This window comes from Bacillus sp. JJ1533 (assembly GCF_036965045.1).
Taxonomy (GTDB): Bacteria; Bacillota; Bacilli; order Bacillales; family Bacillaceae_L; genus Ferdinandcohnia.
Genome location: NZ_JBALOV010000011.1, coordinates 39,965 through 62,733, shown reverse-complemented (window position 1 = coordinate 62,733; position 22,769 = coordinate 39,965). Strand labels below are relative to the sequence as shown.

Here is a 22,769-nt window from a genome sequence, read left to right as displayed (position 1 = left end):
GGGAGGAGTTTTCACAATGGCCATTGAATTAATTCGTGCTATATATGATTCTACATTTCCATTTCCAATTGATGAGAAGTACTATTGGGGAGCAATTGAAGACATCGAATTTTTCGGTATTTCCTCTCAGATCTATCATTTATTAAAGCAAAACAAACAATTGGAGCATACTCCTCCCTTCTTTCAAGAACGACTAAAACAAAAGTACACTAAAGCTTTGTATCAAAATCTGTTTATTAAGAATCAGACAGAACTCATTTTACGAGAGTTTGAGAAAGTTGGAATTGAAGTAATTCCTTTGAAAGGGGTATGGTTTGCGGAGAAGTATTTTGGGCATGTTGGGGCTAGAGGAACATCGGATATTGATTTACTTGTAAAACCTAATCTGCTGGATAAGGCTATTGAATGTATAAAAGAACTTAGATTTACTCCAGATCCTAAGGCTGTTCAGTCTGGTTTTAATTTAACTTTTTTTCGAGAATTGCCACACTCACCTATTCCATTGATGGTCGAGATACATTGGAATATTGTAGACCCTAAAACTTCTAGCTTGAACACTGAAAAATTATGGAAGGATGCATACCCACTAAGAAATTCAAATTATATTAAAGAATTATCTGACCAACACACATTTTATATGATTACCCTCCACGGCTGGCGACATAATATGAATTCTTTAAAATATTTTCTTGATATTTTACAGCTTATTAACAATAATGTTTTAGACATCTCATACCAAAAGATATTTAAAGAAGCTAATAAAGATAAGACGCTAAATAGGATAATTAGGACATTATCTATCGTTTATAATCAATTCTCATTTTTAGACGAAAGAAAGATGCTTATTAAGAAAAAATCTATATTAACCTGGAGTTACGAAAATTTATTACAACCAGAAGAAAAATCCATTCGAAAATATTTAGATTTCTTCGATTATCAAATTTTTAGTTTTGATCAATTTACTCATAGTATTGCTGAAATCTTTGCTTGGATTTTCCCATCTAAATATTTAGTAGAAACCGAACTGAAGGCAAATGATTCGAACAGAAGTTACCAATCCCTATATATAAAATTGATAAAAAAGAGAGTCAGTAATTTTTATAAAACAATAATTACTCACAATAGTTAATAATGGGAATTTAAAAAACACAAAAATAAACACCCACTACAATCTAGGTAAATCATCTACTTTGATTATAAGTGGGTGTCACCATTAGAATATCAAATGTGAATAAACTTTATTTCTGTGATTTAATATAAATAGAGTTTTGAGGCGATCGATTTTTTGCTAAATTACTATCTCTGTCAAACACTGGTGAATGATAATCATCCTGGCAATAATGTCCCAAAGCCTCATATTTGGATGCAACTGATGTATCGAAAAGTGAATATTGAGTGTAATGTACTACTAGTAGCCCTTGCTCTTTTACTAGCTCATCTAGTTCTCTTATCTGCTTTTCAAACTTTTCAAAAGGATAAATGTTTTTTAGGGAAGTAATGCCTTGTGATGCAATGTAATGAGGCTTTCTCTGCAGAACGGCCATACAGAAAATTGCATCAAAGTCTCCGTGCTTTTTAATTTCACTAAAATAAGAATGAACAAAGGTAATCTTATCATCCATAGGTAACATTCTACATATATCAAGACTATGTTTATTTATATCTGCTCCTACAATTTGAGCATTAGGGAAATATCGTCGAAGAGTTAACACTTCTTCACCTGTTGAGCACCCAAAAGAGAGAATCTTTAAATCTTGTTTATTTCCAAAATAATCTCGGCAAGCAGAGAAAATCTTTGGATATCGATCCATGTATGTAAGGGGTGTTGTTTGATGAACACTTTTAGAGCTAAAAATCTGCAAAAGAAGGATAGAACGAAATTCCGTATCAGTGAAAAAACGTCTCGTATTTTTAAGCATTTTCCAAACAAATAACAATTTAAAAGTGAAAAGTCTTATAACTGAATTTCCTGAAGACTTGTATCTTTTAACCTTTTGCATTGCAATTCCAATAATATTCATATCAATTTTAGGATTAATATCCCGTCCCCCCTTTCTACAAACTAACGAATGTTTGGTCATTCATTAGTTTGCAACCTTAAGTTGATTTCCTAGTAACTTACTGAATAATCCCTTTTTATCATTAGAAAGTTCTTCATATTCCCCCGATTGAACGATTCTGCCCTCTTCTATTACAATTACTTGGTCTGCATTTCTGATTGTCGATAATCTATGTGCAATAACAACGACAGTCATACTTCCTTTTAACTGTTCAATCGCATGCTGGATTTTCATCTCATTTACAGAATCTAAGGCACTAGTTGCTTCATCTAGTATTAATATAGAAGGTTTTTTTAAGATTGCTCTAGCTAAAACAAGTCTTTGCCTCTCTCCACCAGATAGCTTTATACCGCGATCTCCAATGACTGTATCGAGGCCATTTGGTAAGTTGTTCACAAATTCAGCAGCTGAAGAGAATTCCAATGCTTCCCATAATTCTTCTTCGCTAGCATCTGATTTAATCATCAATAAATTATCCCGTATGGTTCCATGGAAAAGAAATGGATCTTGTGGTACGTAACTGATTGAGTTTCTTAGGGACAATAGTTCACTATCTGAGAGTTCTTTATTATCAATTAATATTGTTCCTGATTCGGGTTTTAGAAGACCCATAATTAAATCTATTAAAGTACTTTTTCCTGCACCGGATTTACCAACAATAGCGGTCATGTGGTTTACTTTAATTTTTAATTTAATATCCTCGAGGGTAAACTTAGTTGAGTCTTGAGAATACCGAAAACTTACATTTAAACATTCTAATGATTCTTTAAAATCGATTCTATTAATTCTTTTCTCATTTACATTTATCAGACCACCTAAATCCTTAGATTTCTGACTGGATTCTTGCAGTTCCATGATTTTCTCTACAGCCGGCATTGCAGATGCGATGTTTTCTAAATTTGACTGTATACCTTTAAATCGGGGCCACAAACGGGAGAATAACATGATAATTAACAGCATTGACGCCCCACCACTCTGAAAAAGCTTAAATGAGATAAAAATAAAGAAAGCAATCATTAGGGTGGAAAATAGTTTATAAATCAGTTGTGAATTACTACGGACTTTTGCACTTTCATATCTTTCGTTTGCAACCTGATCTGACCAAGTGGACATCCATCTATATTGTGAAGCTTCCAATAAATTACTCTTAATATCTTTAACACCATTGAAATGATCTGAAATTCCTGCTAGATAGCTTTGAGATAATTCGTTCATTACCTTTCCCAATTCCCTGGACCTTCTAAGAAACCTTTTAGATATGAGGGTGATAAAAACCCCACAACATATTACAAATAGTGTCATCTTAACAGATATGAACATGGCAATTACAATTTGAATGGCTGTAAATACTAGTGAAGCCAAAAATTGAAGTAATAAGAAGGTACTATTCGTTACTCTACCAAGTTCAGAGGTAAGTGAATTGACTAGATCGGACTTTCTTCTTTTTAAAAAAAATTCCCAATCCGCTTTTAACAAAGAGCAATAAAGGTCTAGTCGTATATGATTAATAAAACCAGTAAAAATTCTAATTTCTCTTAGACCTATATTTCTTGTAAGTAAGCTCTGACTACTTACCAATGTTACATACACAAATAGAATCAAAAGTAAGGCGTGCTCTTTTGGGATACCTTGTAAAAAACTAAACATTTGTATACCTGGTATATCATTGATACTTATTTCAACAATCCCAATTACACTTAATAATGGTATGAGTAGTAAGATACCAATGCTATCTAAAAGCCCCATTACCATGCTTCCAAATAGGTTAATATATAGAATTTTTCCAGAATAACTATGAAGTCTTTTTAAAAAATAGAATAAAGGTGATAGTTTCATCTTATTTTCCACCCACAAGTTTTGTTATTTTTGCAAATTTACCTGTTACAGTAAATCTATGCATTTCCTCATAACCAGTCACATACATTGAACCACTTCTTAACCAAGCATGGGCGATCATCTTACCATTCTCATCTTTACCTGTCCCTAAGTATAGGGTGCTATCAATGTTACGTCTTTCTAACATCTTAAGTGCGGCAATAGCCCTTACTAAACATTTACTTTCCCATAATGTATACTTGCTGATAATTTGAATAGAATGTCGAATAGATTTTAGATCCTTGCAATGACCTTCAGTAATTTCTTCTTCAGATTCCTTCATATATACGCCTAGAGAAGGAGCCAGTTTTGAAAATGGACAAAACAGCACTTGAAAACGAGCCCAACCTAGGTAAATGAAAGCTTCTATGAATAAACCAATGGTTTTTATATCTAAACCTAGAAGAACCTTAAGTTTTTTTATCATTAAATTCACCCATTAACTAATAATTCATTTTGCTTACTTACATTATCTCCGAAACCATTTATAGTTGTTAATATTAGCTCTACGATTTGGAAAGCAGAGAATCCTTTTTCTGGCCTTTTTATCTGATAAAAAGGCAAATGCTCAGCAAGCATGGTCGATTGATTAAAATGCCATTTAGTCAATTCCATTTTAGGAATCAGAAACTGTCGGTATGTGTGAGCAAAGAGTTTCTGAAGTTGCTCTAGACCACGAATAGAGCGAAAGTAAATTGAATCATCAACTGTTTTAGCTAGTTCAAAAATTCCTCCTAATATAAGTGGGGATGAATGATAATTCCCCATTACTGGCTTACAAAATTTATTCTCTCTCCCATAAATCGGTCGAAGATCTTTATTACTAATACCCAAAGCATCGAGGCTTTGCTGCCAAAGCTTTTGTTGTGGATAAGATGGGATTACTGTAGGATGATTTTCTTTAGAAAACTTGACCGCTATAACATCATCACTTAATAGTTGATATCCCCTTTCCATAAAAGCTGAAGCAAGTGTAGATTTACCTGCTCCTGATTCCCCTACAATGGCATAAGCTTTTCCATCTATAGCAATAGCACTACCATGTAAAGGATAAATACCTCTCTGAAGCAGCAAAGCACCGAAGCAAGAGCCTAATGTATACAATCTAATAATATCCTCATTGGCACCTTCAAAAGGGGAAACCATTATTTCTTTACCATCTTTAACTTGAAATATTGCAATTTCGGGAACCATGAAAGTTACTGTTTGGTCAGTCACCACAAATTCAAAGGGTTTACCATTAAATTGATTCATTCGATTTTTATTTAACTTAATATGAATATCAACATCATGAAGTATTATATTCTGTATAAGTTCTGGTAAAGAAATTTCACTCTTAATGGTAAAGCCGAATGCTTCGTATACCTTTAACTCTGTCGTTTTCTGCAATTTGTCTCACTCCAGATACTTTTTAATAAGTTAGAAGCCCTTACACAGGTGTATAAGAGCTCATAACTATTTTTCTAAACAATGATTCTAGCTTTCATGATGGGGTACCAATGTACCGTCTGGCTTTCTTCGAGTATTATCTCCGTCAAATGCTTCATCATGTTCTGGTTGATCGTAAGTAGTTGCTTCTGTCATATTTATGTTTAGAATTTCTAACTCAGGTTTTGCCCATACTTTTCTTGTCATTCTATCACCTCCCTTCAATTTTCATAAATCTGTAAACAATAAGGCAATCCATTAATGTCTTTAAGTGTTTAGAATAGGCGTGCTCTGGTTTAACACCTTCCGTTAAATTTAATCTCGCTTCCTGCAGCATCTGTTCGTTGACAATGTCCATAAACCCTTTGTCTAGACACATAGTCTCTACTTCAGCATTAAATTCCTTCCAACTTGGGATGATTCGATGCACCCAGTCTGCACCTTGAACTCCCCTTACCTTCATATTTAATCTTACGTTGTCTGGTAAGAAGTCTTTTGTTGCTCTTCTGATAAGAGCACGGTTTAATCCATTTTGAACATACTGCTCTTCTGGGAGTGACATACAAAACTTGATCACCCTTAGATCATTAGAAGGGTCACGCTTCCAGAGTGAATAACTCAGAGATAGTTTTGTTGCTAATGAATTACTTGCATTCCAGGCAAAAAGTTGTTCAAAATGTTGTTTTCGAAGTAAAGTAGGATCCTTTAATTCAGATCTTCCTGTCTCATCAAAACCGTATAATCGCAATTTATTATAAATGTTTGTATGCTTAGCAAAATCCGGATTAATCAGAGGTATTTCTGTATAATCCTCATAATTCTCCTGTAAAATAGGAAAGGCGTGCCGAAAGACAGATGATAGGATTCGTTTTCTACCAGCTCCTACATTCGTGCTATATGATTTAATTTCCGATAATAGACGAGACCATCTTAATTGTTTTAAAAGCTTTGAGTAATATGAAAATGCATTTCCCCATGAGATTGAGAGATTCCCTCGCCCACCGTTAAGTAAAATTCCAATGTCCATCTTGTTTGCCTCTTCAAACATTCCTTTCAACCAGAAAGAATTTACATAGAATTTATAGGGCGTTTCCATAATGTTCATTATATTGTCTATTTCTGAATAAGAATTTTTATCTTTGAAATCAAAATAATAATCTTTGATATTTCCAACAAAATCTACGGTCGATTTAATATAAGGCTTCTCATTTGCGATTACATGACTTCCTGTAAAATCTTTAAAATCATTAGGTGGTATATAGCTAAAGGTATGCAACTGTTTATTCTGTTTTTTAAGCTGTCTTGCAGCAAAACTGACAATAGATCCGGAATCTAATCCTCCACTTAACTGTGATCCTACTTTTTTATGTGTTCTAATTCTAGAAGAAACAGCCTGTTGAAAGATTTCCTGAAATGCATCTATATAATCATCGTCTGATTTATATCTAATAACTTTTTCAATTGTTAGGTAACAGTATTGTTTTAATGATACTTTCCCATTTACAACTGAAATACTATGCGCTGGGGGTACCTGATTAATATCCTTATAAGGGGTAATTGATGTATCTGCAACATCTACCATTCCAGCAATCACTAAATACTCAGCTATCCATTCTTGATTTAATTCCTTACTAACATAAGGCAAGTTGAGTAGTGGTTTAATTAAAGTACAAAAGGCAAATTGAGAAAGACTCTTATAATAATAAAGGGTTCTTCCTCCAGAAAAGTCTCTTGCTCCAAAAAGCTTTTGTTGCATCTCATCCCAAATCATAAAGGCAAAATCACCTATTAAATGTTTTGGGCACTCTTCTCCCCATTTTTGATATGCTTTTAAAATTAGTAAACTATCAGGTATTTCATTTCTTCTATGTATGTCTATTTGTAACTTTTCAAAGAGCTCTTCCCTATTATCAATAATTGCATCTGAAGTAATTACCAATTGACTCTCATAATCATAATATGGTAATTGCTCATTTATCGATTCAGGGGTAATCCACTGGGCATGGCACCCGATAAACACCTCTTGTTTCATCCAGACCTGAGTATCATTAGCTGGGAACTTCAATAGTGAATCCATCAACTTTCCATAATAATCTGGATTAACAGGTTCTTTATTTAAATGATAAATACCAGCTATTGCACTCATATTGCCCTCCATTTTGTTCACTTTTAAGAACGAAAAACCATAAAAAAAATTACCCTATCAAATATAAATGTTAATAATCCAAAATTGTTCTTTAATAAGAACATACCATTAAAATAACACCGTTTTTTATTAGTGTCAATAACTAAACCACTAATATTTAGATTGATTTTTTTCTTGTTATTTCTAGTTATAGTAGTAATAAAAGCGATTACTAACTACCATTTTTTTGAAGTTTTACAGTAATGTACTTATTTAACAATATTCCCAATGGTATTGCTAAAATTGTTAGAATCTTTTCAGGTGTTTGTTTTATCATATTATTACTTTTCACAAATAGACTGCTTGATACATAATGTATCGCTTGCCTAAACTTAAATAGTAAAGAAGCGTTTGGTAGTTTCATCATTTCCATTCTGTAAAATCTAAAACCTCTTGGACTATTTTTATATTGTTTTAAGATATTTTTAGTTGATCCATCTGGAAGATACTCTACGAAACAAAGTGGTTCATTCATTAAAAGCATTTCACATTCCTGATCTAGCATAAAGTATTTATAGGATAGTGGAACTAGTTTTTCATTAGGATATATTGGATAAGGGAATTTTTTTGTAAGACTTGAACGATAAACATACTTTTTATCACCTTTAACTCCGTGTTTGTGATAGAGATTAAATACTGTAGAACTTTTTAAATCCTTTGGAAATTTTGTCCCAATAACCTCCCCGTTATGAAAACAATCGAGACCTACTATCCCCCCAACCTTTTCACTTCCATGTTCAGTCCAAAATGAAACGATTTTTTCGACTGCATCATCCGACATATAATCATCACTATCAATACATACATTTAATTCTGTATCAATTAATCTATATGCAGTATTATGGGCTCCGTGCATTCCAAGGTTTTCCTGCTTATAATATTGAATCGAAATAGCATTTTCCTCAATCCAACTGTTGACTAATACCTCAGTATGATCAGTGGACCCGTCATCTATAATTAACCAAATAAAATCTTGATTAGTTTGTCTTTTTAGGCTTTCATAACATTTATGAAGGATATAGGCTCTATTATAGGTTGGCGTAAAGATTGTTACTAATGGCATATAGATCACCTCGTATTCGTTTTAAAAAATTCTGAGTTCATTCAGCCATCAAATTGAACTTTTGAACGATCAATGTTTCTATATAGATTCATGATGAGCGTCTCAGCCCCACCTCTATTCATATTGAACACAACATGTAAAATCCTTAATGGTTTATTCATTCATTATCCCCACTTTATACATACATCCCTAGCTCTTCTTTATACCACTCGATTGCAGCTTCAATCCCTTGCTCAAAACTCCACTCCGGCTCATACCCTAACATTTTTTGAGCTTTTGAAATATCAGCGGTGCTATGTTTAATATCTCCTATTTGAGGTGGCCCGAAAATGGGTTGAATATCTTTTCCTAATGCATTAACTAGATGATTGTAGATATCGATTAAATATTCCCTACCTCCGTAGGCGATATTATATGCGTGTCCTGCTGCTTCGCTACTTGCCTTACAAGCCTTTAGATTTGCCTCAATCACATTTTCAATATACGTAAAATCCCTACTCTGCTTTCCATCACCATTTAACGTTGGTGTTTCATTACTTAATAGTTGTTTTATAAATTTAGGTATAACAGCTGCATAAGCACCATCAGGATCTTGTCTTTTGCCGAAAACATTGAAATAACGTAAACCATAGGTATCGAGTCCGTATAGCTTTTTATAAAGCATTCCATATTCTTCGTTGACTTTTTTAGTAAGTGCATAAGGGGATAGTACATTACCTTCTTTACCTTCTACCTTAGGTAAATTCGGCTCGTCACCATATACGGATGAACTTGATGCGTACACAAACTTTTTAACACCATTTTGTCGTGCTGCTTCAAACATATTTAACGTGCCCTTAATATTAATTTCTTCATATTTCAAAGGCATCTCAATACTTCTTGGTACACTTCCCCAAGCAGCTTGATGTAGAACATAATTAATCCCGTCACAAGCCTTCATACATGTAGGAAGGTCTCGAATATCTCCTTCAATAAATTCAAAATTAGGATGATGAGAATACAGTTCTATATTTTCCTTTATACCAGTTGAAAGGTCATCCAGACCTCTAACTTGATATCCTAATTTTAGAATCGCCTCAACCAAATTTGATCCAATAAAACCTGCTGACCCTGTTACCAAAAATCTAGACCCTTCTGGAAATCTTACATTTTGATATCCCATTTTATAACCTCCAATATAAGAAGCCTGCATCTTCAGCTTCTTTTCGATTAAAAATTCCCTTAATATCTATCAACACTTTGCTTTCCTCATTTGATGTAAAATCAGATGTAGCAGCTATTTCAATATACGCTTCTGACTCAACATACAGTTGTCTAGTTGACCTAAACATCTTTTTTACGTCTTCTAATCCAATTGATTTAAACTCATCATGTGGAACCGCAAAAATCACTGCATCCATCTCTTTAATTTCTTGAATCGTGCATGGATTGATTCGATATTCATGCCACAAATCATCTTTTTCCGCTAACGGATCGACCACTTTTACCTCCACTCCGTACTCTTCTAATTCTTTAATGACATTGATTACCTTCGTATTTCGCACATCTGGACAATTTTCTTTAAAGGTCACTCCAAATATTGCTACTTTTGAGCCATTTATTTGTTTATTGGCCTTGATCATTTTCTTTACAATACTTTCTGCCACATACTTACCCATGTCATCGTTAATTTTTCTGCCGGAAAGAATAATTTGAGAATAGTAGCCCATCTGTTCCGCTTTGTATGTAAGGTAGTATGGATCAACCCCTATACAATGACCACCTACGAGACCTGGTGAAAACCTAAGAAAATTCCATTTCGTACCTGCAGCCTCAAGTACAGCCTTTGTATCAATTCCCATCTTGTTGAAAATAATCGAAAGTTCATTCATAAAAGCAATATTTATATCTCGTTGAGCATTTTCAATTACCTTCGCTGCTTCTGCGACTTTAATGTTCTCAGCTTTATACACCCCTACATCTACAACTATTTCATATACCTTCGCTACAACTTCTAGTGTTTCTTTATCCATACCAGAAACAATTTTGATAATTGTTTCTAATCTATGTTCTTTATCTCCAGGGTTTATTCTTTCTGGTGAATATCCGACTTTAAAATCTACTCCACACTTTAGCCCTGATTCTTTTTCTAAAATTGGAACACAAATATCTTCGGTCACTCCTGGAAAAACAGTAGATTCAAAGACAACGATTGAACCTTTTGTTAAGTTTCTACCAAGCGTTCGACTTGCAGATTCTAAAGGTGTTAAATCTGGTGTCCGGTCTTCTTTTACTGGTGTAGGTACAGCCACAATATGAAACTTGGCCTCTCGAAGTTTTCTTTCATCCGAAGTGAATTCAACTGTTGTTTGTTTAAGTACTTCATTCCCGACTTCTTTTGTAGGATCAATACCACTTTTAAAGAGGTCAATCTTCTTTTGACTAACATCAAATCCAATCACATCCACTTTTTTGGAAAAAGAAACAGCAATAGGCAAACCAACATAGCCAAGTCCGATTAATGATAATTTTTCTTCCCTATTAACCAGTCTTTCGTATAGGTTCATAATTATCCCTCCTTACAACCTTGTTTATTTCATCTATATAGGCATTAATCACAATTTTACGATCATATTCTCTTTCCATCTTCATACGTCCAGCCAACCCCATTGCTCCCTTTTTTTCATATGGGAGGTTTATAAATTTAATGATTGCTTCTACTAAACTATCAACATTTTTAACAGTAAAACCTAGTCCACTTTCATCTTCATCAAAGGTTTCTCTACATCCAGGAATTCTAGAAGCTATCACTACACGGCCAGCTGAAGCAGATTCTAGCAAGACATTAGCTGTTCCTTCGTGATAAGACGGAAGTATGGTTGCATGTGATTCCTTAATAAATGAACGAACGTCGCTTTGCTGTCCATGATAAGTAATGATGCCTAATTGATTTAACTCACTTAATTGTTGGTGATAATCTTCCTCACACCCACCAATCAAATCAAATTGGGTGTTTGGATATTTTTCCTTCACAATTTTTGCTGCCTGTAGAAGCTCATCAATCCCCTTTGATTTCATCATACGACCTATAAAAACAAATCTATTTTTCTTATCTTTCTCGGGATATTCTTCAAAGGTATGGTAGTTTAAGTTCACGCCTGATCCCGGGACTAACCTAGTCTTACCCTTTGCAATCTGATGATCTGTAAAGAACTTTAGGTTCGTCTCATTCTGAAAGAATAAACATGAAGCATTTTTCAAGCCTTCCTTATAAAGCATCAGTGTTATTTTTTGGAGGATTCCTTGATTTTCAAGGGATGTTCCCAGCCCTGTTATGTTTGTGATATATGGTGTTTTTGTAATTCTACAGGCTATACCACCATAAATATTAGGTTTGATTGTGTAAGTTAAAACGACATCTGGTTTAATTTGATTGATCATTTTAATGTACTGATGCAACAGCTTTAGATCTTTTATTGGATTGGTGACACGACGTTCTAAGTTTGTCTCAATAAAATTGCAACCAAGACCCATTAACTTTGGTACATATTCGTCATAAGGTAACGAAATATACACTTCATTCTGTTGGTTGATTAAAATTTCTAAAAGCTCTTTTCTGAAGTTATATAAACCCATGCCGAAGTTTGCTAATATTAGGATTTTCATTTTTTCAACTCTCCCTAAACTCAAGCCATCAACAGCCTTTGTATTAGTTTTGATCCAAATAAATTAGAATTGCCTTAAGGAGCCTCCTGTTGTTCTTTACAAAGAACAAGAAGTCCTAAAAATAATCAAGAGGATTCTATATTTTTCCACTTGATGAAAAAAGGGTGTAATATGTTTTTTATCAAAAGAAAATATTCTTTATAAAGAACGTAGCTTTAAGATGATTTTATTATCTTTTAGGGATTAAGTCAATAAATACAATTAAGAACCGACGGTCAATAATCCAAGACCCTTGATAATACTCCTTTATATAGAACGATAAATGACAATAATTTTATTTATTTTACGTACTTTGTTCCGTATTCATATTTATTAAGTTCGTTTATGAAAATACCCATACTTTATATTTACATTACTTTTGTTTGTTTACTTAATTCATTATCACGGCGAGTCACAAAAAACTTACTAGTTCTTGATAAAAGAAATTTCCGGACTATATGGGTTTTTGCCTCGGTAAAATAGGAGAATACATACGCGATAAAACAAATAATAATAACTATAACAATTTCTGCAATTACAGAAAATAAATTGGGTTGTAAACCTGAAAAGCCATATTGAGCACACAAAAAATAAACTGTATTTATTATAGGATAGTGAATTATATAAAGGCTAAATGAAATACTGGAAATTAATTTAGCTACTTTCCCCAAATGACCAATTTCAATATTCCTCAATTTGCCGGATACACTATGTAATAGGGTATAGGTAAGGAACCCAAAAGTTAATCCTATTGTAATATTTACACCTAGTAAATCCATTAACTCTTTTAATTCCCTGTCTATAAATAACAATCTTCCAGTCACTGCTAGAGGATGAATTATCACCGCTATAGATACTAAGATGAGGGCAACGATAGGTAATAATTTATTTGTTAAGAAATTAATTCTAGGTAAGAAAAGGACAAAAGGTCCTATTAACCATATAAAAAAATATGAGATCATTTCAATTCCAATGTTTGAAACTATCACCAATGATAACAAAACGTACAGAAAAATATGTATTTTCCCTCTTTTATTGAAAAATATGCATATTAAAATTGGAAATAACATATAATACCAAAACTCATAACTAAGACTCCATAATGGTGCATTTGAGCCGTAATATTTGACAAATATACCCTGAAGAAAGAATAAATTACCGATAAATTCTATAAAATTATGAAAAATAGATTCATATCCTTTGAATTCAAAGAAATTCGTTGCTATACTATCCAATACTAGAGTAAATAATAATGCAGGGATTAAAACAATTAACAGTCTAGAAAAACGATTTATTAGATATGTCCGCCATGACCAATTATTCTCAAATACTGCTTTAAGTATTGATCTAGAGATGAATAAACCACTAAGTACAAAAAACACTATTACTGCAGGACTACCTAGTAAATTAAGTAAGTAGAGAAACTTAACAAATATGTTGTGATTTTCTAAATTACCATATCCCACAAACAATCTAGAACTCAAATGTGTCATTACCACTAAGATTGCTGATATTCCCCGGACTAAGTCTAAATATATTGATATATTTCCGTCTAATAATTTATTTGCCCTTGAAAAATTAGAATAAAGCTTACCCATCTACCCACCATCCTATATATAGTTACTGCTGTTTTACTTGCAATTAAACGACATAAGGCCTTTCAAACTAATTTAAACAATTATATGTTTCAAGAGTTTAGGCTATTATCTCCTTACCGTTGTTATCCGAATTCAGACCATTTGCGTGTTTGTCAAGAGATTAGACGGTAAAAAACTTCATTTTAAACATTAAAACCGAGTCCACTTTCATCTTCATCAAAGGTTTCTCTACCATCCAGGAATTCTAGAAGCTATCACTACTCGGCCAGCTGAAGCAGATTCAAGCAAGACATTAGCTGTTCCTTCGTGATAAGACGGAAGTATGGCTGCATGTGATTCTTTTATAAATGAACGAACGTCGTTTTGCTGACCATGATAAGTAATCACGCCTAATTGATTTAACTCACTTAATTGTCGGTGATAATCTTCCTCACAACCGCCTACCAAATCAAATTGTACATTTGGGTATTTTTGTTTGACAATTTTTGCTGCCTGTAGAAGCTCATCAATCCCCTTTGATTTCATCATACGCCCGATAAAAACAAATCTGTTTATCTCATCTTTCTCAGGAAATTCTTCAAACGTATGGTAGTTTATGTTCACACCAGATCCCGGGACTAACCTAGTCTTACCCTTTGAAATCTTATGATCTACAAAGAACTTCAGGTTCGTCTCATTCTGAAAGAATAAACATGAAGCATTTTTAAGGCCTTCCTTATACAGCAACAGTGTTATATTTTGGAGGATTCCTTTATTTTCAAGGGATGTTCCCAGTCCTGTTATGTTTGTGATATATGGTGTTTTTGTAATCCTACAGGCAATCCCACCATAACATTGGGCTTGATTGTGTAAGTTAATACAACATCTGGTTTAATTTGTTTGATTATTTTTATGTAATGGAGCAATAGCTTGAAGTCTTTTATCGGATTGGTTCCGCGTCGATCTAGATGAGTCTCAACGAATTTACAACCTAAACTTTTAAGTTTCAGTACATACTCATCATTCGGTAGCGAAATATAAACTTCATGTTTTTAATTTTTTAGTGCTTCCAATAGTTCTTTTCTGAAGTTATATAAGCCCATACCGAAGTTTGCTAATATTAAGATTTTCATCTTTACAATCTCCTTAAAGTTAAGCCATTTGGATCCTCTATTGGTTTTGGTTCAAACAAATTAATTAATGACAAGATCCATCTTTTATATCCCAAATGTTTTTTATAAAGAACTATAAATCAAGGAAAAATAAAGAGGATTATACTTTTATCCTCTTTAAAATAAGATAGTTATATATTTTTCATCAAAATGCGTTATTCTCCATATAGAACAAAATTATAATACAAACTATATTCCAATCCGAAATTAAATCAATAAACTTTGACTATAAGGTATGGTATTACAGGGCCATTTATTCGAATAATTTATTAGCTAATTTAACTGTGAATTAACAGTTGGTTTCACTTTCTCTTCTAAATAACCAATAAAATTCCCATTACTATCAAATAATTCATCAAAATTAACCCTTTGAAAGACTTCAAGCTTTCCACCTCTAGTAGCATTATAGATTTTTACTCCCACATTATCACAATACTTCTTTGCAGATAAATAGGCCTCTGTCATTTCGTATTTTTTGGCAGGAGCATAATTCACTGAATTATATTCTTTACTAAAATGGTCGTTTCCCAATAGTTGTTTATTGACTTCAACTGCTCCATTTTTTAGTTTTGTCATTCCAAAATCATGATCAACACCAAGTAGATAAATATTTTCAAATCCCATATATGCTGCAAGTTGTATGTTTGCATACGTAACTGTTCCATGTTGAAATAATTTCTTTGACACATCAGTGCTGAATTTTGGAAAGCCATTGTCTTCTCGTCCATAATAAGACCTTAGATAGATACAATTCTTCTTACCTAAATGTTTTTTTAGGGAATTATAGCTCGTGTTAGAAACAACAACAAACATTTGTTTCTTTCTCATGACATACAATTCTTCAAAAAATTCACTAGCAATTAATGAATCAGTAAAAGTATAGTAATAAGGTTTCCATTCAGTCTTATCTAAGAGAATATTAATTCTATTACATGAGAAAGATACCTGATTTTTTATTCTATTTAAATCTTCAACTGTTAAGCTAGGGCCGTTCCCAATTATGAAACAACTTTCACCTTTATGGAAAGCCTTAAGTTCTTTTACCTTTCTGGACAAACTCTTCATTCTCATATTTATATAAAATGGTTTAAAAGCTAATCTATATTTCCAGAAAAAGAAACTTAGTACTTTATTAACCGTTTTGTTGATTATATTCATTTCAACCCCCATACAATTCATCAAAGTTCTTCATTTCAAATACATCCAAGTAAGACAAACGGGTTACATTATAAATTTTTCTACCTGAGTATTCATAAATCAATTTTGCTTTTTCCATTCCTTTATACATTTCTTCTGGAGCCTGACCTGCTTTTTTTTCACCCTCCCTAATATAATCTTTACTAAAATATAATTGAGAATTATTCTCTTTTTCCAGGAATGATAAGTCTTTTGTTTTCGAGATAGCTCCCTTGAAATTATAATCATGTCCTAATAAATATACTTCTGAAAAGCCCATATAATGAGCGATTTGTAGGAGATGATATGAAACTGTTCCTGAGGAATATAAAGATTCCATAATATTATTAGAAAAAGATCCGAGTTTGTCTTTATTTAGGTTATTGTTAAAATAAATATCTGCGTTAAACAATTGTTTATAACAACTTAAAGTGAATTTTGTTTTTGCTTCGACTAAGTTTATTTCTTTTAAATTTTCCTCTAATACTATTGTGTCAACTACCATATAAAATGTAGGTCTCCAAGTCGTCTTATTAAAAATTTTATATATTTTATTAGAAGCAAAAGTAATTTCACCTTTCAGCATTTCTAAATCTTCTGGCATCAAGCTCGGTCCATTCCCAATAATAAAGCAACGCTTACCATTGTATTTGTTTTTTAGCTTTAAAATTCTGTAGTTATTTCTGTTGGCTGGGATACTATATTTAGAAAAAATATAAACTACATATAAACCCAATATACCTATTAGTCTATAGATCTTTTTAATTAGCATTTTTAAATATTTGAGCATTTCATACATTCTCCCAATTTTTTACTTCTGCATTAATGGTATTTGCAATTAACTTAAATATAATTGAACAAAACTACCAGCCTATACTATACTCTAAGCGTGAGACGAATGATTGTTGTTATCCCTTTTCTTGGTGCTTAGATACTTTTTCATCTCAATGACTTGCTCGGCAACCCAAACTAGAAAATAATTTTTTGTCCTTAATAACTTTATATATCTATTATCTTCCTTGGACGTATCTGCCCACTCTAAGCATTCAATGAATTCTTTTGAATTTAAAATTTTATTATTATATATTAATTTTTTTATTAAATGATCTTTGTATCGTTTCCCCTTATTTCTTGCCTTAGAAATCCCTCCATTTTTTAAGTGAACAACTCTTATTCTACTCCCTCAGTTTGATACGAATCTCTCTCGAATGCTCACTAATTCGCAGGATTTCATATCCCTTAAATAGGATTTACGGCTAATAGAAACGAGTTCGGATCATTTTGGCTTCGTGAAGGCATAGTTAAATAAAGGAGTTAGTTAATACTCCATATTTTTCCATATAATGCACATCTCCACGCCGCCCCTGGAGGCTTTCCCTCCCATGTCTCAACGGGTCAAATGCCCTCTCATTCCTTCGTCATGCCTATCCAAGGGGTGGAGGCCAGTTATGCTATCCTGATGGGTCACATTGCCCTTTTGTTGAATAAACCTGGTACTCAGTACATATTTGAATTCCTACGAATAAGACAACATTCAATATTAAAGATAAAGATATAGATTAATATTTTTTAATCCCTTTAGTATCTGTTTTTCCTAAGCTGCTAATGGGATTGTAGCTTGTACTTTATGTGGATTATAAGACTCGTTTCGTCGCGCTATTCCTACAAAAATCCTTGCTAATTTACCTATGAGTTTCATGATTGATTTCATTTTCTTTAATTTCTTTACCTCCACATTATGGGAATGGATTGCTTTAAACTCAGGGTTGTTCATCACAAGGCTCATAGTTGCTAAGTAGAGGAAGTGTCTAAGTCTTGACCTACCACGCTTCGAAATGACAATCTGACCCTTCCATTTACCTGAACTGGCCTCTGCTAGGTGTAATCCTGCATGACGTAACAGAGAATTTCCATGGGAAAATCCAGATAGATCACCTGCTTCGCCTAAAATCCCTGCTAATGAGATTTCACTTATACCCTTTATCATAAGTAGTTTCTTCGCGAATGGTATTTGGTTGAGAACTTCTTTTACTTGTTGTTCAACTCTTTCGAGCTGTTTTACTGATAGGTCATATTCTTCTAACAATTGATCTAAGTGAAATTTATAAGCATCAAGTGCCATTCCAATTCCAATAGAAGATTTAGCTAGACTGATTAGTAATTGAGCCTTTTTAAATCCTGGTTGTCTTTTCATTAATGATTTCCATCCCGTCATGACATCTAGTGGCTCCATTAAAGATATTTCATCTGGTGTCGGAAACAAACGGAGGGTTGCGATGGCCCCTTTGCACGAAACATCTTTAAACACTTGTCGCAGTTCTGGAAAGACAACATCAACCCATCGATTTATTTGATTAATAGACATTACGAGACGTTTTACAATCACATCTCGATTAGACATTAAAACTCTAAGTTTTTCAAACGACTCTGATGTTGGGCGGATCAATGAATAATAGCCGTTTTTGACCATATCCGCGATAACGAGAGCGTCTTTTTTATCACTCTTAGATTGGGTATTATCACGATTCTCTTTATTCCTTTTTACTAAGTGTGGATTGACTGTTACTACCTCAATGTTCTGGTTAAATAACCATTTTGATAGGTTAAGCCAGTAATGGCCTGTAGGCTCCATACCTACTATTGCTGCATCTAAGTTTTTTAATCTTTTTAAATCTTGAATCCAGTTTAATAGTTTAATAAACCCCTCTTCATTATTTTGAAATGTAAGAGGATCTCCAACTACAATTCCACGGAAGTTAACTGCCCTTGCGACGTGTAGTTGTTGAGCGATATCAACACCAACAATAAGATGTGTATCGGTAATTCTTTCTATTAGTTGATTTTGTTTGTCTTGCATTTTAAAATTCATATAGGGCTTCCTCCTTAAGGGTCTGAGTTAGAGTGGTGTCTATACTCAATATCTTACTGAGGGGCTCTATTTTTTTCAAACCTGATATTTAACGATCTACAGGAATGCTATCCTTGAAAGAATAATTATCACATATTGAACCACTCTTACCCGTTGATCCGTCGTCAATTAATATTAGTTCAAAGTTAGAAAAGGATTGTGATAAAATACTATCAAGACATCGATGGATATATTTTTCTACGTTGTATACAGGTACTATGATTGAAATAATAGGTTTTATGTTTATCACCTCAATAAACAGAATTTAATTGTAAAAATTGTTTAGTTTGTGATAATTTTATTAAACCTAAACTAAACAAGATTGCATAAAATGTTACTGAAATAAATAAAATTGTTGAATTATCGTTATTAAAATAATTTGACAAAATTAGCCCATTTATATTTATAAACATTGGGTGGACAAAATAAATTATAGAACTCATTTTCCTTAATTTTGGGTATACTTGGTTGTATGTTAGTTTAATTTTGCTTACAGCATGAAAAATGAAGAATACAGTAACCCCTGTTAATAAAACATATGAGAATCTGGAAGAATTACCAGTGGTCTTAAGTAACCACACCTCTAGTCCAAGCAATGTTATACATAAAACACTTAATATCGCACTAAGTGAGGGACTAATTTTGATCCTACACTTTGAAAATATGAGCCCCATTATTAAATATGGAAAAGCCCTAAATATCCCAATACTTATTGAATCAAGGGAACCATAAACTTGATTAAAAAGACCAATAATAAAATTTTCGCTTATAAGCCAAGTATATGAATATTGATATGTGCCTATTAAATAGAAAATAACTGCGATTAAAATTACTAGTTTTACTTGGACATGTTTTAATATTACGAAAGTAAATATCATTCCATATATCAACGAAAGTAAATACCATAAATGATAATAGCTTCCAGATATAAGAATACTTAATATATATCCCTTCAAATTTGCAATAGTTAAATAACCACCATTATGCCAAAGGGGTATCCACCATAAGAGATAAAATATAGTCCAAAATACATATATACTAATAAAATGCTTAATATATTTATAGAGGTGCTTTATAGTATCAGTATTTTTCTCAATCTTTCCGTCCTTAAAATCTACCTTATTAAAAAAGAAGTAACCTGCACATACAAAGAAGAAAGGTACTGCTATTCGTGCAATTATATCCACTAATATAAAGTTTGCTGTTTCATTATATGAGAGAAGTGGTGGTGCGTGAATGATAACTACTAATATCGCACATACGAATTTCATTACATCAACAGCATTGTTATTAGTTGTTTGACTCATATTTACCTCTTTTGACAATTAAATCAATAAACTCTCTGACAGCTCCGTTCCCACCATTACACTTGCAAATAAAATCTACTTGTTCTTTAACTTCTTCAACTGCATCCGCTGGACAAGCTGTTAAATAACATACCCTCATACATTCAAGATCGTTTAGATCATCACCAATATAAGCAACATTCTCATAAGATAACTGGTATCTATTAAGTACATCATCCAAAACCTTTAGCTTATCATCAATTCCTTGAAACACCTCAGAAATTTTCAGCTCAGCTGCACGTTTAGATAAAATTTTAGACTCTTTGCCTGTAATGATGACTGGAATAATATCAAACTTTTCTAAGCTGATTAAACGATAGCCATCTTTAACATTGAAAGCTTTAAATACTTCCCCATTGTCTCCTATATAAATTTTTCCATTTGTTAGGGTACCATCAACATCCATTACCAACATTTTTATTTTTAATAGGTCTTTTCCATTTATCATATGACGATACCAACTCCAAGAATATCGTTTACTCGAATTGTCCCAGCTAACTTATTCTCCTGTACAATTGGTAGTGCAGAGATATTTTGGTCCTTCATCAGCTTAAGTGCATCAACAGCGAGAAAGTCACCATTTATTGAGATTGACGTTTTTACCATTACATCTTCGACTGTTAAATCATAAACATTTACTTCTCTTGCAAGAGTTCTTCTAAGGTCACCGTCTGTGAAAATTCCAATTAACTCACTATTTTGATTTACGACATTAATAATTCCTAATGCCTTCGTACTCATTTCAATAATAGCGTCCTTTAACTTAGTACCTTCACTTACAACTGCATTACGATCCCCTGTATGCATGATATCCTTCACTCTAACGAGAAGTTTTTTACCTAGAGAGCCAGCTGGATGGTATAATGCATAATTTCTCTCTTGAAAGCCGTAAATTTTTGATAAACATACAGCTAAGGCATCCCCTAAAACCATCTCGACTGTTGTGCTTGAAGTTGGTGCCAGATTCATAGTGCATGCTTCGATAAACTTAGGGAATACAAAGGAGTAATCGCTAAACCTTATAAGTGTTGAATTTGAATTTCCGGAGATTCCAATTAACTTTGCCCCTATTAATTTTATATTTGGTAAGGTTTTTGTGATTTCTTCACTTTCACCACTGTAGCTAATGGCGATAACTATATCGTCTGGTGCAATCATCCCTAAATCTCCGTGCTGAGCTTCAGCTGGGTGAATGAAGAAGGATGATGTTCCAAGGCTTGATAATGTTGCGGCTATTTTTCTAGCTACATGTCCTGCCTTTCCCATACCCGTAACAATTACTTTCCCTTTACAATTGGAGATTAACTCCACTATTTTTATAAACCTTTCATCTAAAGCATCTTTGACTAGATTAATAGCAGTAACTTCAGTGTCAAAAACAGACTTTGCTTCAGAAAGGATGTCTATTTCATTTTCAACCTTAACTTCAGATTGAATAACTATGTTGTTCAACATCCTCATTCACCGCCTTATACACTTTAATAAGTTTTTGAAGCATTACTTCAATTTGGTCAAGTTTTACCATATTAGGTCCATCAGATTTTGCATTATCCGGATCCTCATGCACTTCCATAAATAGTACATCTGCACCTACAGCTATAGCAGCTTTAGCTAACGGTTCTACATATTCTCGGTTGCCACCAGTAGACGTAAGATTTCCTCCTGGCTTTTGAACACTGTGAGTTGCGTCAATTACTACTGGATAACCAAACTTCTTCATTTCGATAATATTAGTCATGTCAACGACTAAGTTGTTGTATCCAAATGTATTCCCTCGTTCACACAAAAGAATATTTGTATTCCCAGTTTCCTCAACTTTTGTGATGACATTTTTCATATCCTTAGCAGATAGAAATTGTGCTTTTTTGATATTAATTGGTAATCCTGTTTTACCAGCTTCTAGTAACAAATCTGTTTGTCTACAAAGAAATGCCGGTATTTGGAGCATATCAACTATTTCTGCTGCTACCTTTGCTTGGAAAGGTTCATGGATATCTGTAACAACGGGCAACTCTAGCTCATCTTTTACCTTCTTTAATATCCGGAGTCCTTCTTCTAATCCTGGCCCTCTGAACGAAGTAACAGACGTTCTGTTCGCTTTATCGAACGATGCCTTAAAAATAAAAGGAACACCTAGTCTTCCTGTAATTTCTTTCATTCTTTTAGCTACTTCCATCACCTGTCCTTCGGATTCAATGACACAAGGGCCCGCAATCAGTGTAAAATTTGTTTTATCTATTGAAACATTACCAATCTTCATAGTTTTCATTATTGTTCTTCCTTCCAATAAAGTAT

General features: G+C 33.1%; 21 protein-coding genes and 2 pseudogenes. 1 reads left to right on the top strand and 22 read right to left on the bottom strand.

Going from position 1 to position 22,769, the window contains the following annotated elements; all coding sequences use genetic code 11:
• The first annotated feature begins 16 nt into the window (after nucleotides 1-16).
• Complete coding sequence (locus V7138_RS06255; protein WP_335395065.1) at nucleotides 17-1,129, top strand: nucleotidyltransferase family protein; 1,113 nt, start codon at nucleotides 17-19, stop codon at nucleotides 1,127-1,129.
• 109 nt (nucleotides 1,130-1,238) lie between these two features.
• Here V7138_RS06255 and V7138_RS06250 read toward each other — a convergent pair whose 3' ends face one another.
• From V7138_RS06250 to kdsA, 22 genes and pseudogenes are all read right to left on the bottom strand, one after another.
• Complete coding sequence (locus V7138_RS06250; protein WP_335395064.1) at nucleotides 1,239-2,081, bottom strand: class I SAM-dependent methyltransferase; 843 nt, start codon at nucleotides 2,079-2,081, stop codon at nucleotides 1,239-1,241.
• A gap of 3 nt (nucleotides 2,082-2,084) precedes the next feature.
• Nucleotides 2,085-3,896, bottom strand: a complete 1,812-nt coding sequence (locus tag V7138_RS06245; protein WP_335395062.1) for an ABC transporter ATP-binding protein — start codon at nucleotides 3,894-3,896, stop codon at nucleotides 2,085-2,087.
• 1 nt (nucleotide 3,897) lies between these two features.
• Nucleotides 3,898-4,362: a lasso peptide biosynthesis B2 protein gene (locus tag V7138_RS06240; RefSeq protein ID WP_438824320.1), complete on the bottom strand. Its 465-nt coding sequence runs from the start codon at nucleotides 4,360-4,362 to the stop codon at nucleotides 3,898-3,900.
• 5 nt (nucleotides 4,363-4,367) lie between these two features.
• Nucleotides 4,368-5,324 carry an HPr kinase/phosphorylase gene (locus V7138_RS06235; RefSeq protein ID WP_335395058.1) on the bottom strand — a complete coding sequence of 319 codons (957 nt, stop codon included), beginning with the start codon at nucleotides 5,322-5,324 and terminating at the stop codon, nucleotides 4,368-4,370.
• Between the two features lie 87 nt (nucleotides 5,325-5,411).
• The gene (locus tag V7138_RS06230; protein WP_335395057.1) at nucleotides 5,412-5,570 is read right to left on the bottom strand and encodes a paeninodin family lasso peptide; all 159 of its coding nucleotides are present in this window, start codon (nucleotides 5,568-5,570) and stop codon (nucleotides 5,412-5,414) included.
• Between the two features lie 4 nt (nucleotides 5,571-5,574).
• Nucleotides 5,575-7,509, bottom strand: a complete 1,935-nt coding sequence (locus V7138_RS06225; protein ID WP_335395056.1) for an asparagine synthase-related protein — start codon at nucleotides 7,507-7,509, stop codon at nucleotides 5,575-5,577.
• Between the two features lie 211 nt (nucleotides 7,510-7,720).
• On the bottom strand, nucleotides 7,721-8,611 hold the full coding sequence (locus tag V7138_RS06220) for a glycosyltransferase family 2 protein (protein ID WP_335395054.1): 891 nt from the start codon (nucleotides 8,609-8,611) through the stop codon (nucleotides 7,721-7,723).
• Nucleotides 8,612-8,658: 47 nt separating this feature from the next.
• A pseudogene (locus V7138_RS06215) lies at nucleotides 8,659-8,772 on the bottom strand (glycosyltransferase family 1 protein); the annotation flags it as partial.
• Between the two features lie 14 nt (nucleotides 8,773-8,786).
• On the bottom strand, nucleotides 8,787-9,773 hold the full coding sequence (locus V7138_RS06210; RefSeq protein WP_335395051.1) for an SDR family oxidoreductase: 987 nt from the start codon (nucleotides 9,771-9,773) through the stop codon (nucleotides 8,787-8,789).
• 1 nt (nucleotide 9,774) lies between these two features.
• Nucleotides 9,775-11,157, bottom strand: a complete 1,383-nt coding sequence (locus V7138_RS06205; RefSeq protein WP_335395048.1) for a nucleotide sugar dehydrogenase — start codon at nucleotides 11,155-11,157, stop codon at nucleotides 9,775-9,777.
• On the bottom strand, nucleotides 11,132-12,256 hold the full coding sequence (locus V7138_RS06200; protein WP_335395046.1) for a glycosyltransferase family 4 protein: 1,125 nt from the start codon (nucleotides 12,254-12,256) through the stop codon (nucleotides 11,132-11,134). Before V7138_RS06200 ends, V7138_RS06205 begins: the two co-directional genes overlap by 26 nt.
• A 407-nt stretch (nucleotides 12,257-12,663) precedes the next feature.
• Complete coding sequence (locus tag V7138_RS06195; RefSeq protein ID WP_335395044.1) at nucleotides 12,664-13,893, bottom strand: acyltransferase family protein; 1,230 nt, start codon at nucleotides 13,891-13,893, stop codon at nucleotides 12,664-12,666.
• A 228-nt stretch (nucleotides 13,894-14,121) separates the two neighbouring features.
• A complete protein-coding gene (locus tag V7138_RS06190; protein ID WP_335395041.1) occupies nucleotides 14,122-14,496 on the bottom strand; it encodes a glycosyltransferase in 375 nt (124 codons plus the stop codon).
• A gap of 176 nt (nucleotides 14,497-14,672) precedes the next feature.
• Nucleotides 14,673-14,909, bottom strand: a complete 237-nt coding sequence (locus tag V7138_RS25260; protein ID WP_438824322.1) for a glycosyltransferase — start codon at nucleotides 14,907-14,909, stop codon at nucleotides 14,673-14,675.
• A 408-nt stretch (nucleotides 14,910-15,317) separates the two neighbouring features.
• Nucleotides 15,318-16,202: a 6-hydroxymethylpterin diphosphokinase MptE-like protein gene (locus V7138_RS06185; RefSeq protein ID WP_335395038.1), complete on the bottom strand. Its 885-nt coding sequence runs from the start codon at nucleotides 16,200-16,202 to the stop codon at nucleotides 15,318-15,320.
• Between the two features lies 1 nt (nucleotide 16,203).
• A complete protein-coding gene (locus V7138_RS06180; RefSeq protein WP_335395036.1) occupies nucleotides 16,204-17,010 on the bottom strand; it encodes a 6-hydroxymethylpterin diphosphokinase MptE-like protein in 807 nt (268 codons plus the stop codon).
• 804 nt (nucleotides 17,011-17,814) lie between these two features.
• Entirely contained in the window at nucleotides 17,815-19,089 is a 1,275-nt protein-coding gene (locus tag V7138_RS06175; protein WP_335395033.1) for an IS110 family transposase, read from the bottom strand.
• A gap of 109 nt (nucleotides 19,090-19,198) precedes the next feature.
• Nucleotides 19,199-19,369, bottom strand: a pseudogene (locus V7138_RS06170) (glycosyltransferase family 2 protein); the annotation flags it as partial.
• Between the two features lie 10 nt (nucleotides 19,370-19,379).
• On the bottom strand, nucleotides 19,380-20,435 hold the full coding sequence (locus tag V7138_RS06165; protein WP_335395030.1) for an acyltransferase: 1,056 nt from the start codon (nucleotides 20,433-20,435) through the stop codon (nucleotides 19,380-19,382).
• Nucleotides 20,419-20,922 (bottom strand): KdsC family phosphatase, encoded by a 504-nt coding sequence (locus tag V7138_RS06160; protein WP_335395028.1) that lies wholly within the window; start codon nucleotides 20,920-20,922, stop codon nucleotides 20,419-20,421. Before V7138_RS06160 ends, V7138_RS06165 begins: the two co-directional genes overlap by 17 nt.
• The gene (locus V7138_RS06155) at nucleotides 20,919-21,929 is read right to left on the bottom strand and encodes a KpsF/GutQ family sugar-phosphate isomerase (protein WP_335395026.1); all 1,011 of its coding nucleotides are present in this window, start codon (nucleotides 21,927-21,929) and stop codon (nucleotides 20,919-20,921) included. The genes V7138_RS06160 and V7138_RS06155 overlap by 4 nt, the downstream gene beginning before the upstream one ends.
• Nucleotides 21,901-22,743, bottom strand: a complete 843-nt coding sequence (kdsA, locus tag V7138_RS06150; RefSeq protein WP_335395023.1) for a 3-deoxy-8-phosphooctulonate synthase — start codon at nucleotides 22,741-22,743, stop codon at nucleotides 21,901-21,903. Before kdsA ends, V7138_RS06155 begins: the two co-directional genes overlap by 29 nt.
• Between the last annotated feature and the right edge of the window lie 26 nt (nucleotides 22,744-22,769).